Origin of the sequence: Maribacter sp. (assembly GCA_020629415.1) — a bacterium.
Classification (GTDB): domain Bacteria; phylum Bacteroidota; class Bacteroidia; order Flavobacteriales; family Flavobacteriaceae; genus Maribacter; species Maribacter huludaoensis.
Genome location: JAHDDL010000039.1, coordinates 20,799 through 32,898, shown reverse-complemented (window position 1 = coordinate 32,898; position 12,100 = coordinate 20,799). Strand labels below are relative to the sequence as shown.

The window sequence follows — 12,100 nt, the reverse complement described above, 5'->3', positions numbered from 1 at the left end:
ACAATGTGTATAATTCATTGCTAGTTAGAGCCTACTTACGAAAGTCCTCGCGGACTTTCTATCTGTGATTTATTTGCTAAATTTAGTGCTTAAACACGCAACGAAATCATACACTAGACCGTTGTAAGTAATTTATAAAAACAGATATTATAATGATGAATAAAAATGTAAAACTAATAGTATTAATTATATCAATTATTTTTTCTACTGCGCAATTAAATGCACAAGGATCTACAGATGAAATAATAAATGAGTTTTTTAAAACTTATGAAAAATCTCCCGAAAAAGCAGTTGATTTTGCTTTTGGCACTAACAAATGGATGATGGACAGAAAAAAAGATGCCGTTGAAAATGTCAAATCACAATTAACCAGTTTTATAGGACTAGTTGGAAAATATTATGGATATGAAAAAATTACGGAAAAAGGTGTTGGTAAAAGTTTCAAACTTGTAAGTTATATGCTAAAATACGATAGACAGCCAGTACGTTTTACCTTTGTTTTCTACAAACCAAATGACAAATGGCAGGTTCAAAATTTTCAATATGACGATAGCTTAGATGATGAACTTGAAGAATCTGGAAAAGTATATAGATTAAAAGAAAACTGGGAATAAAAACTACTGGCAACAAAGAACTGAGCTGAAAAACAAATAAAATCTAGCTCGATCTACCCACATAATTCCTATCATAATCCAAACCTGATTTGGCTATACCATAAGCTTGTTTAATAAATTTATTACAGACTGCTATCAAAGCCAGTTTTTTACTCTTCCCTTTTAAAACTATCCTGTCATATAACGCCTTACATTGAGGGTTATGGACACAAGCTGTAAAACTGCAAAGAAAAAGATGGTTCCTCACCAAGGAGTCTCCCATTTTACTTATTCGGGACTTTCCCCTTACACTACTGCCCGAACTTCGCTCGTTCGGTGCCAGACCGAAATAGGAGGACAACTGCCGTGAACTTTCAAAATCCCGAAAACCGTTCGTACAGACAATTAAAAGCATAGCGGTTTTTCTGCCAACGCCCGGTATAGCGTTCAGCCTGGTATAAAGCTCTTGTTCGTTCGCACGTATCAACTTTTCAATCTCCGTTTCAAATAACTTTATTTCCTTATCCAAACTTTTCAGTTGACGAACGATGGAACGCATTAGCATACCCTTTCCACGTTTACTTGTGGACATTGCGTGAAGTGTGTTCTTTAAGGCCGTACGTTGCTTAAAATAAAGGCGGACAACTCCTTGAAGGGTTTTACTCTCTACGATGTAACCAGGTTCCGGTGACCATAGCTCCAAAGCTTGTTCCTTGCCATAGCGACATATCATCTTGGCATCGCTCTTATCCGTTTTTACCTGATTTAGTTTCATCTGTATAAAACGCTTGATGATCAAGGGGTTTATCACGGAAACACGTAAACCGTTATCGAAAAGATCAATGGCAAGTTGTTGATGATAACATCCCGTAGCTTCAATTAAGCACCAATTATCGGCAGTTATGCTCCTTTGGAACAACTTGAAACCTTTCTCGTCATTACTATATTGGAAATGACCACTATTAGAATCATAAACATCGAAAACATCTTTAGAGATATCTATCCCTACAAAAATTGTACTTTTATTCATATTATTAAATTTTAAAGAACAAAAACTAATGCTATACATCATCCTAGAAACAGGTTCTAAAGACCTAATGAACTGATCGTATTTGAATAGTAAAAGAGCAGGGATTTTCTTTGTTGACGGAATCTGAAGTTCCTAAACCTAAAATAACCTTACTCTGCTCTTTTGTTCTTTTGTTAAACCATAAAAGATAACAGATTACTAACTTAGGATGCCTAAACGTAATGCGGACTTTAGGGCAAAACGAAAGGTCTGTGTATATTTATAAAGTCGCTAGATTGAAAATTACACCTGAGTGAAATACTCAAATTTAGTTTTGGAAAAAAGAAAATGGCAATTAAGCTAGGAGCTTTAGCCTCATGCGTAGACGGAAGATAAGTACAAAAACACCTACTATTATTCATAAATTAACCGCATTACAAATTCTAATAATTTAAGAATTAATGAAAAAGACATTAAATGATTTAACTAAAGAGGATTGGAATACACTTTTTCCGATAGAATTGGTGGACCATAATCCTGAATGGATAAACATTTTTGAAAACGAGAAAAAACGGATTTTAGATAAGGTTGGTAATGAAAAGATTTTACGTATTGAGCATTTTGGGAGTTCATCAATTCCTTTGATAAAATCCAAACCATATATCGATTTAATGATTGAAATACCTAAAGCATATTTGTTTGATGAAAATTTGATTGAAGAATTTACGCAATTGGGCTACGCTCATTTTAAAGTGCCAGCAAGAGAAGATATAAAGGAATATTCATCATTTGGAAAAGGATATAATTTGGAGGGTAAAAAAGAACAAATTTTTCATATCCATATGTGCCCAAAAGATAATGTGATGTGGAAACAAATAGATTTTCGAGACTATCTGAATACCAATAAAAAACGAGCGAAAGAGTACGAGAATCTGAAACTTGAGCTAGCCTCTAAATTTAAAAATGATAGAGGTTCCTATGTCCTAGGAAAGACAGATTTTGTCAACGAAACATTAGAAATAATCAGCAGAAAAAGCGGCGAGCAACAGGGTGTATAAATCCATAGCTAATCAATGCTAAACTAAAAAGTTTATTTGCATTTGAAAACCCACCAAATTTTTAATTTGGCTTTTATTTTTAGTCTTTAAAAGTAAGTACATTTTTACACGCTATGTTTTAAACACAAGTCAGTTAAAATTTACTTCATTAAACATTTTATTATAAAATGTTGTAACAAACTGACTTGAAATTTTACCTATAGACTGTAATCATAAAGTACTGATATGAAATTAGGTAAAGTTTTGGAAATTATTGGATGCATTTTAATTGGAATAGGAATGTTGGCTAGAATAGTTATAAAACTTTCTGATGGAGAAATACCGGACATGCTTTCGGAATTTCAATTCCTAAAATTTCTAGGTTTTGTTTTTTTGATTTCAGGAGTGGTCATTATGGAAGTTAGGAAAAGAAGGACCAACAGCAAAAATAAAAATGCGCTTACGAAGCCTATTATAGAGCAATAGTTATGGATAGGAATAAGAACTATGCGGTATCTGTCGTTATTGGTATTCTAGGTTTTTTTATTGCCTTAGGCTTATTGTTTCAAGGAAGATTTTTGATTGCTATTTTCAGTGTTATTACATGTATTCAACTACTAAGGAAAGAATCAAAATAAAAAAGTTAAGGTTATATCAAATTTATTATTTACAAGTTTCTTGAACGAAAATTATAGGCAGAAAATAACGGTATAAAAAACTGATCTATAATCTGCTATGAATAAGGAATGGGTTTAAAACTGTTAAGTGTAATCCTATTTGTTGTTTCTAAGTTGCTTTCTCCAATAATAATTCATTTTTAAATCCACAAGTTTAGTTGTATTTTGCAAGGATGGAATTTAATGTAGTACATAATTTTGCGTGTACTAAAATGTGAATTTCATTAATTGAAATCGGTATAAATGCGAAATCTCTATTATATGAGTGATTTTGCAAATATTGAAATTAACACACTTGAACAACTAGAACATGAAAAACGGTATTAAAATTTGCGTACTCGGCATCTTTTTATTCACTGCATTTTTAAATGCACAAGCTCCAACATGGGAAAATCCGGAATGGGAGAATCCTGAAATATTTCAGATTAACAGAGAAGAACCTACGGCATCGCTTTATCGCTATGAGGAAGTAAAATCAGCTTTGGCAAATGAAAGTTGGGAGAATTCTTTAAACTATCAGTCTTTAAATGGAGAATGGAGTTTTAATTACGCGGCAAGTGTACCGGAAAGACCTATATCGTTTTATAAACCGGGTTATGATACCTCTGGGTGGAATAACATAAAGGTTCCGTCTAATTGGGAACTGGAAGGTTACGGTACGCCCATATATACGAATGTGGTATATCCGTTTCCAAAGAATCCGCCATTTATACCTCACGATATTAATTCCGTTGGTAGTTATAAGCGTCATTTTGAAACTCCTGAAAACTGGGAAGATAAAGAAGTGTACCTGCATTTTGGAGCGGTAAGCGGTGCCATGTACGTATACTTGAACGGGCAAATGGTAGGGTATAGTGAAGGCAGTAAAACTCCGGCAGAATTTCATATCAACAAGTATTTAAAAGAAGGCAGAAATGACCTTTCCGTACAGGTGTTACGCTGGTCTGATGCCAGCTATTTAGAAGATCAGGATTTTTGGAGGTTAAGTGGTATAGATAGGGATGTCTATTTGTATGCAACCAATAAAGCTACTATCAAAGACTACACGGTGGTGGCAGATTTAGATGAGACCTATACGAACGGTAAATTCCGTTTAGACCTAGAATTGGCAAATACCGGTAAGAAACAAAAAGGTACTCAAGTAGAAATTACATTATTGGATGGAGCACAAGAAGTCTTTAAAGTAAACCAAAGTTTAGATTTCGCTGAAGGAATAACTACGGTAAAATTCGCTCAGGAGATTCCTGATGTAAAAACATGGAATGCTGAAAAACCTAATCTTTATGCACTACTTTTTACATTAAAGGATAAAAAAGGCAATGTTACCGAAGCCATCTGTTCAAAAATCGGATTTAGAAAAATTGAGATCAAGAACAATCAATTTTTGGTGAACGGTATGCCCGTATTGATCAAAGGCGTAAACCTACATGATCATGATGAAGTAACCGGGCATGTGATCAGTGAAGAGGTTACGTTGAAAGATATGAAGGTGATGAAGCAAAACAATATCAATGCTATTCGCTGTAGTCATTATCCTAAAAACGAATTTTTCTATAGAATGGCAGATAAATATGGTTTTTATGTAGTTGATGAAGCCAACATTGAAATTCATGGTATGGGAGCAACCAATCAAGGTTTGGATGGTGATGAGGCCGCAATTGCCATTCACCCTGCATATAGACCTGAATGGAGAGAAATGCATTTAGATAGAACGATTAGAATGTTTGAACGCGATAAAAATTTTACTTCTATAGTAACCTGGTCTTTAGGAAACGAAGCCGGTAACGGTCAAAACCTTTTTGATACGTATGATTGGTTAAAGGCACATGATACAACAAGACCTGTACAGTACGAAGGAGCCACAAATTTCTCTAATACCGATATACAGGCACCTATGTATGCAAGGGTAGATCAAACTATTGAATATGCAGAAAATAATCCTAAGAGGCCTTTGATTCAATGTGAATATGCGCATGCCATGGGTAATAGTGTTGGAAACTTACAAGAATATTGGGATGCGATAGAAAAATATGATGTGCTGCAAGGCGGATTTATTTGGGACTGGGTAGACCAAGGCCTAAAGGCTACCAATGAAGATGGCGTAGAATTTTATGCCTTTGGGGGCGATTTGGGCGGAGCGGAATTACAGAACGATAACAACTTCTGTTTGAACGGTTTGGTTAATCCTGACCGTTCTGCACATCCGGCTTTATATGAAGTGAAAAAAGTATATCAATATGTAAAGTTTACATCGGAGAATCCAAAAGCGGGAAAAATCAGTTTAAAGAATATGTATGATTTTACCAACCTGTCCGAATATAATTTTTCATGGAGATTGTTGGAGAATGGGGTAGAAGTAGGTAAAGGAAAAATTGCCGATGTTGATGTTGCTCCTTATCAGACTAAAGCAGTGCAAATAGAATTGCCAGAATTAGCAAATGCCACTTCTGAGTATCATTTAAATGTATATATGACCACAAAGCAAGAAAGTGCATTAATTCCTGAGCACTATCTATTGGCTTACGAACAGTTTCAATTGACAGATTTTAAACCATCTGTTTTTAAAGAGAATATTGACGGATTAAAACTGACCAAGAAAGAAAATATCATTACCGTTACAGGTGACGGATTCAAAATAGGTTTTAATAGTAAGGACGGAACATTATCATCCATAGATTACGGACAGGGAAATCTGTTTCAAAAGGGACCTGCCGTTAATTTCTGGCGCGCACCTAACGATAATGATTATGGCTACAATATGCCTAAATTATTAAAGCCTTGGAAAGATGCTACCGATACTCAAAATCTATTGCGTTTACAAGTGAATTCCAATGAAGGCAAGAAAATTATTGATGCTGTAAAGTTAACCGCTAATCCGTTTAAGATTAGAAATGATTTTAAGTTAAATGCAACATACGGTCTACCATCGGTAAATGGAGAGGTACAGGTAACATACACAATTAATGCGAAAGGTGAAATTTTGGTGAGCACACAATTGAAAGGTATTAAGGGCGATTTGCCCATTCTGCCAAGATTTGGTAATAACCTGATTATTGATAACAATTACGATCAGGTAGCATGGTATGGTAGGGGAAAACATGAAAACTACCAAGATCGTAATACATCTGCTCTGGTGGGCGTGTATAATGCTAAGGTGTCTGATCTGTATTATGAATATATTCGTCCGCAGGAGAATGGAAACAGAACGGATATTAGAACTTTGTCCTTTGAGAACAAGGACGGGAAGGGTATTAAAATTACCGCACCAGATTTATTCTCGTTCAGTGCGCACCATCGATTGAATTCAGATTTTGATGAAGGTATGCAAAAAAGGCAGCAGCATACGTTTGATGTCCCAAAAAGAGATTTGATCAATATAAATATTGACCATAGTCAAATGGGTGTAGGTGGTGATAATAGCTGGGGTTTACTACCTATGGAGAAATATCAGATCAAACCCGCAAATCTTTCGTTTGAGTATGTAATAAGTCCTATACGTTAAAATCTTATTATTGATCAGAATTTTAAATAGTAGAAAGTATATTTAGACCATGAAGAAAAGCATGCAATATGTAGCCTTGGTCGTTTTTGGTGTGTTGATGGTCAATTGTAAGTCAGAACCCAAGAAAGACAAAATACAGCAAGAAGAGAAAACCGAGAATGAAAAGCCTACACCGGTAATAGATCATACGGTATTAAATGAAAAACCGGAAGGAGTAACTGCTCCTAAAGGTATGGTTTGGGTGCCGGGTGCTGTTTTTAAACAAGGTGCTGTTAATAATGATAAAATAGCAATGGATCATGAAAAGCCGGCAATCGATGTAATGGTAGATGGTTTTTTTATGGACGTTACCGAAGTAACCAATGCACAATTTTTTGCATTTGTAAAAGCAACAGGTTATGTAACGGTAGCAGAAAGGGGAATTGATTGGGAAGAATTGAAAAAGCAAGTACCGGCAGGCACAGAAAAACCGCACGATTCCATATTGCAGCCCGGTTCATTGACTTTTAAAAAAGCAAAATCTTCAGTACCTAATCTTTATGATTTTTCCCAGTGGTGGAATTGGACCATTGGCGCAGATTGGAAACACCCCAACGGACCAAAGAGTTCCATAAAGGGAAAAGAGGATTACCCGGTGGTACAGGTTTCATACGAAGATGCATTGGCTTATTGCGAATGGGCAAATAGGCGCTTGCCTACAGAGGCGGAATGGGAGCTGGCATCAAGAGCGGGCTCATATGGTACCATTTATAATTGGGGCGATGATGTATCCGTTCTTGCGGAAAAAGCGAATACGTGGGAAGGAGAATTTCCTGTTGAAAATACCTTGGCAGATGGTTTTGAACTTAGGGCTCCCGTAAAATCATACCCGCCAAATGCATTGGGATTATATGATATGGCAGGTAATGTATGGGAATGGACCAGTGATTGGTATAATACCGATTATTACAAAGAAGCTAAGTCTAAAAATACGGTTTTGGTAAACCCCAAAGGTGCAGAAAGTCCGTATACACCAAATAACCCGCTTGCAAAAGAAAGAGTGATCAAAGGAGGGTCCTTTTTGTGTAGTGCGTCGTATTGCGCAAGTTACCGTGTGTCTGCAAGAATGGGGTCCAGTATGGATTCCTCATTAGAGCATACAGGCTTTAGAACGGTTGCAACTGCTAAAATGTTGAAAAACTAGACAAAGATGATATTATTCTATGCAGTTTAGAAGTTGATCAAGTTCAACAATTTTTGCACGGCTAATTGGTATTTTCTTGTTTTGAATTTCTATGAATTCATGGTTATAGCGTTCAACCATTTTTAGGTTAACGATATAAGATTTATGAATTCTAATGAACTTATCCGCTTCCAATCGTTTGTTAAAAGCGTTCATTGTAGATAATATAATGTAATTACGTTCTTGGGTCACTACTTTTACGTAGTCACCTAAAGCTTCAACATAAAGAATACCATGAACATTAAGTTCAACCTGTTTTAAATTGTGTTTTACCGTAATCTTATTTTCGGGTTGTTTGTTTTTAATGAACTTGATTTTGTCTATGGCTTTTGTAATAGCGATATTGAACCGTTCATTACTATATGGTTTTAAAAGAAAATCGGTAACATTGAATTCAAAAGCTTCAAGTGCATATTTCTGGTCATGGCTGGTAATTATAACTTGAGGGGTTATTTTTAATCCTGCAAGAAACTCAAAGCCGTTCATCACCGGCATTTCAATATCTAAAAATAAAAAATCTACGTTCAATTCATTTACTAGGGCAAGACTTTCATTGGTAGCACTTGAAGAATGTACCAGTTTTAGGTTTTTATTATGCTGAATAATTTGCTCTAGAAGTTTCCTTTGTGTGTTAGAATCTTCTATAATAGCACATTTAAAGGTTTTCATTCGATAATAATATAAGTTCTATTATACATACGTAAAGAATGGGGGAAAGTTCGTTTTTTCTTTATTTAATGTATTCTTAAAGTTAGAAAAACAGGCGAAAAATAGTAAATAGTTATCTTCATAGCTAATATTCGTATAAAAACTTTTGATAACTATATTGTAAGTTTTTAGCTCAAAAACCTACTTTTGTAGTAGAGAATTTAATAGAACCACTTGATATTATGTCTGATAAAATAGAACGTGTAAAAACATTGATTATAGGATCCGGTCCTGCAGGGTATACAGCTGCAATATATGCTGCCCGTGCAGATTTAAAGCCTGTTATGTATACAGGTATGGAGCCAGGGGGTCAATTGACCACCACAACGGAAGTAGATAATTTTCCTGGATATCCGGAGGGTATAGACGGTCCTACGATGATGGTACAATTGCAACAACAAGCAGAACGTTTTGGTACCGAGGTTAGAATAGGTATGATCACTTCTGTAGAATTTTCAAAGGAAAAAGGAGGTATTCATAAGGTAGTTGCTGACAATGATAAGGTAATAGAGGCAGAAACGGTTATTATTTCTACCGGTGCATCTGCCAAGTATCTTAATATTCCTAGTGAGCAACGTTTGCGAGGTGGAGGGGTATCTGCCTGCGCAGTGTGCGACGGTTTCTTTTATAAGGGTCAAGATGTTGCCATAGTAGGTGCGGGTGATACTGCCGCTGAAGAAGCGTCTTATTTGGCCAACATTTGTAATAAAGTAACAATGTTGGTACGTAGAGATGAGATGAGAGCCTCTAAAGCAATGCAACATAGGGTACACAGTATAAAGAATATTGATGTACGTTACAATACCGAAGTTGATGAAGTACTAGGTGATCAGGTTGTTGAAGGTTTACGTATGGTAAACAACCAAACAGGTGAAAAGGAAGAAATTGCTATTACCGGTATCTTTATCGCAATTGGTCATAAACCAAATACGGATATATTTAAAGGTCAGTTAGATATGGATGAAACTGGTTACCTTATTACAGAAGGTAAGTCTACCAAGACTAATTTACCAGGTGTTTTTGCCAGTGGAGATGCACAAGACAAAGAATACAGGCAAGCGGTTACCGCTGCTGGATCTGGTTGTATGGCTGCTTTGGATGCTGAGCGTTATTTGGCAGCCATTGGTTCTGTTGAGGAAGCAGTAGCAGACCAATATAAATTATAGTAAAAAAGTTTTAAATAAAGGCCCATTCATTTTGAATGGGCCTTTTTTGTTTTTTAATTCAAGGTCAATCTATTCTAACATAGTTTTCAGAGAAGGTACGGTTACCTTCTTCGTCTAAACTAATTTGACTAAACCTATCATTGCTAAGCTGAAGTTCAAATGTAAATATGCGCATGGTGTCCATAGCTTGGATCATTTCATTATCTCCATATTCCAGTGTTTCCATTAATTTATCTTCTGTAATATTATAAGTACCGTAACCAAATCTACCTACTTTGTCCACGGGTACATATCTGGTCCACATAATTTTTCCGTTATAATACATTTTAACCTGTCTGTACCCATCTGCTGTAGGTATGGTATCAATAACTTGTTGTCCGTCGTAATTATAAAAACTTTCTAGCTCCCAGGTACCTTGTATGGTATGCATATAGTTTTCATTAATAGAATTTGTAGAGGCTGCTGAAACCAATAAGAGCATCAACAAAACCAAACCTATAATTTTTTTCATAGTGATAAGGTGTTAGTTAATAAAAGAGGTGAACGTATACTAAAAAGATACGAATTATATATTGGAATTTAATAAAAAATATAACTAATAATTACGAATAACATAATTAATATCATCTTATTGTATCAATTATTGGGTACATGTGTAAAATGAATTAAGAATATTGCAAAGAGTTGAAATGTCTTGATTTGTGTGTGAAGCGCTTAAAACTATACGACTTATTAAAGAATCCTTTTCTGTGGGATACCTGAAATTTGTAACTATTATTCCGTTTTCTTTAAGATAGGTAGCTAGTAATTCATTTTGAAAATTAAAGGTAGGATGACCCTCTGCAAAGACAAAAATAGAAGTCGTTGATAATTTTGATAAGAAGAGCTCGGTATTTTTATGTAATTGAGCTCTTTTTATTTTGATAAGTTCTTGAGCATCTCTAATAGTAGCTAAGGCTGCTGGTGTTGCCGGGCTGGCGCCACCAAAAAAAGGAGTCTGCTTTAATTGGTCTATACTGTTCAAATTGCCAAAAATGGCACCGGCCTGTACGCCAAATCCCTTGCCCAATGAGCATGAGACCAATAGATTTTTTGGCTGTAGTGATTTCAAAAATCTAAAACTGCCTCCGCCATTTTTGCCTGTAATCCCTATTCCGTGAGAATCATCTACGATCAAAATAATATCTTCTAACGCTAACCTTTTTAAATAGTTGTAATTAGGGTAGTTGTTAGCTTGAAAGTCAATACTATCCAAAAAAAGTACAGGTGTTTTGTTTGTTAATTTTTTAAGCGAATTTTCTAGTTCCATCCAATTTTCAGATAATTTCTGGTGGTTTCTATATAAAGCGGAATGTGTATTTGGGGCGTAAAATAGTTGATAGTCAGTAGTGCTAAAATAGTCGCATAACAACTGCCCCGCCAAATACCCGGAAGACAGGGTAATACAACTTTCGCTACCTGACATTTTTGCCAAGTACGCATCCACTTCATCAAAAATGGATATTTTAATATTAGATTTACGAGAGGCACTGTAAGCTGTGCCATATTTTTTGATATTCTTGATGAACAATGATTGAAAATCTGCATTTGTCTGTAATCCCAAATAAGACGTACCGCCAAAGTATAGGTATTCCTTACCGTCAACGCTTATAGTTCTATCAGGAAATTCATCAATAGTAAACATTAATCTAAAAATTGAACACCGCTACCGGCAAGTTTAGGGAAAATTACTTTCCCGTCAGGTTCAATATGAACACCCGTTGCAATATCACTTTTCAATAATAAAGCACCGTCCATATCCACATAATCTAATTGTGGAATTATCTGAGCAATAGCAGAAATACCTACTGTAGATTCTGTCATACAACCAACCATTACACTTATACCTAATTCTTTAGCCTTTTTTATCATGCGTAGGGCAGGGGTGAGGCCGCCACATTTGGTCAGTTTAATATTTATACCACTAAAATGTAAAGCGCATTTTTCTACATCACTTTCTACAATACAACTTTCATCAGCAATTACGGGTAATACACTATGGTGCATGACTTCTTCCATACCAGACCAATCATCAGCTTTCAAAGGTTGTTCTAAAAACTCTACGCCCAATTCTTTTAATAATGGTGCATTGTGTATGGTCTCTTGTGCCGTCCATGCACAGTTGGCATCTATTCTAAAAATAGCAT

General features: G+C 35.5%; 11 protein-coding genes. 6 read left to right on the top strand and 5 right to left on the bottom strand.

The features are described from left to right. Window positions 1-152 precede the first annotated feature (152 nt). Window positions 153-614 (top strand): hypothetical protein, encoded by a 462-nt coding sequence (locus QZ657_RS14175; RefSeq protein WP_291967728.1) that lies wholly within the window; start codon window positions 153-155, stop codon window positions 612-614. Between the two features lie 43 nt (window positions 615-657). Here the strand turns inward: QZ657_RS14175 and QZ657_RS14170 are convergent, their stop codons facing one another. Continuing rightward, window positions 658-1,623 carry an IS110 family transposase gene (locus QZ657_RS14170; protein ID WP_291967726.1) on the bottom strand — a complete coding sequence of 322 codons (966 nt, stop codon included), beginning with the start codon at window positions 1,621-1,623 and terminating at the stop codon, window positions 658-660. 440 nt (window positions 1,624-2,063) lie between these two features. On the opposite strand from QZ657_RS14170, the gene QZ657_RS14165 reads away from it, so the two are divergent. From QZ657_RS14165 to QZ657_RS14150, 4 genes are all read left to right on the top strand, one after another. Then, the gene (locus QZ657_RS14165; protein ID WP_291967724.1) at window positions 2,064-2,660 is read left to right on the top strand and encodes a GrpB family protein; all 597 of its coding nucleotides are present in this window, start codon (window positions 2,064-2,066) and stop codon (window positions 2,658-2,660) included. Window positions 2,661-2,885: 225 nt separating this feature from the next. Continuing rightward, window positions 2,886-3,125 carry a hypothetical protein gene (locus QZ657_RS14160; RefSeq protein ID WP_276472902.1) on the top strand — a complete coding sequence of 80 codons (240 nt, stop codon included), beginning with the start codon at window positions 2,886-2,888 and terminating at the stop codon, window positions 3,123-3,125. A gap of 501 nt (window positions 3,126-3,626) precedes the next feature. Next, entirely contained in the window at window positions 3,627-6,818 is a 3,192-nt protein-coding gene (locus QZ657_RS14155; RefSeq protein WP_291967721.1) for a glycoside hydrolase family 2 TIM barrel-domain containing protein, read from the top strand. Window positions 6,819-6,867: 49 nt separating this feature from the next. After that, window positions 6,868-8,001: a formylglycine-generating enzyme family protein gene (locus QZ657_RS14150; protein WP_291967719.1), complete on the top strand. Its 1,134-nt coding sequence runs from the start codon at window positions 6,868-6,870 to the stop codon at window positions 7,999-8,001. Window positions 8,002-8,013: 12 nt separating this feature from the next. Here QZ657_RS14150 and QZ657_RS14145 read toward each other — a convergent pair whose 3' ends face one another. After that, complete coding sequence (locus QZ657_RS14145; protein WP_291967717.1) at window positions 8,014-8,709, bottom strand: LytR/AlgR family response regulator transcription factor; 696 nt, start codon at window positions 8,707-8,709, stop codon at window positions 8,014-8,016. Window positions 8,710-8,930: 221 nt separating this feature from the next. Here QZ657_RS14145 and trxB point away from each other — a divergent pair, with 221 nt between their 5' ends. Continuing rightward, the gene (trxB, locus tag QZ657_RS14140) at window positions 8,931-9,914 is read left to right on the top strand and encodes a thioredoxin-disulfide reductase (protein WP_276472906.1); all 984 of its coding nucleotides are present in this window, start codon (window positions 8,931-8,933) and stop codon (window positions 9,912-9,914) included. 64 nt (window positions 9,915-9,978) lie between these two features. Here trxB and QZ657_RS14135 read toward each other — a convergent pair whose 3' ends face one another. The 3 genes from QZ657_RS14135 to QZ657_RS14125 form a co-directional block, all read right to left on the bottom strand. Further along, entirely contained in the window at window positions 9,979-10,425 is a 447-nt protein-coding gene (locus QZ657_RS14135) for a hypothetical protein (RefSeq protein WP_276472907.1), read from the bottom strand. 129 nt (window positions 10,426-10,554) lie between these two features. After that, window positions 10,555-11,598 carry an aminotransferase class I/II-fold pyridoxal phosphate-dependent enzyme gene (locus QZ657_RS14130; protein ID WP_291967715.1) on the bottom strand — a complete coding sequence of 348 codons (1,044 nt, stop codon included), beginning with the start codon at window positions 11,596-11,598 and terminating at the stop codon, window positions 10,555-10,557. Further along, window positions 11,598-12,100 (bottom strand): enolase C-terminal domain-like protein (locus tag QZ657_RS14125; RefSeq protein WP_291967713.1); only part of this gene is annotated, 503 nt, incomplete at its 5' end. The genes QZ657_RS14130 and QZ657_RS14125, both read right to left, overlap by 1 nt.

Coding starts and splice junctions, on each gene's coding strand:
- QZ657_RS14175 (WP_291967728.1), top strand. CDS start 153: ATGATGAATAAAAATGTAAAACTAATAGTATTAATTATATCAATTATT.
- QZ657_RS14170 (WP_291967726.1), bottom strand. CDS start 1,623: ATGAATAAAAGTACAATTTTTGTAGGGATAGATATCTCTAAAGATGTT.
- QZ657_RS14165 (WP_291967724.1), top strand. CDS start 2,064: ATGAAAAAGACATTAAATGATTTAACTAAAGAGGATTGGAATACACTT.
- QZ657_RS14160 (WP_276472902.1), top strand. CDS start 2,886: ATGAAATTAGGTAAAGTTTTGGAAATTATTGGATGCATTTTAATTGGA.
- QZ657_RS14155 (WP_291967721.1), top strand. CDS start 3,627: ATGAAAAACGGTATTAAAATTTGCGTACTCGGCATCTTTTTATTCACT.
- QZ657_RS14150 (WP_291967719.1), top strand. CDS start 6,868: ATGAAGAAAAGCATGCAATATGTAGCCTTGGTCGTTTTTGGTGTGTTG.
- QZ657_RS14145 (WP_291967717.1), bottom strand. CDS start 8,709: ATGAAAACCTTTAAATGTGCTATTATAGAAGATTCTAACACACAAAGG.
- trxB (WP_276472906.1), top strand. CDS start 8,931: ATGTCTGATAAAATAGAACGTGTAAAAACATTGATTATAGGATCCGGT.
- QZ657_RS14135 (WP_276472907.1), bottom strand. CDS start 10,425: ATGAAAAAAATTATAGGTTTGGTTTTGTTGATGCTCTTATTGGTTTCA.
- QZ657_RS14130 (WP_291967715.1), bottom strand. CDS start 11,598: ATGTTTACTATTGATGAATTTCCTGATAGAACTATAAGCGTTGACGGT.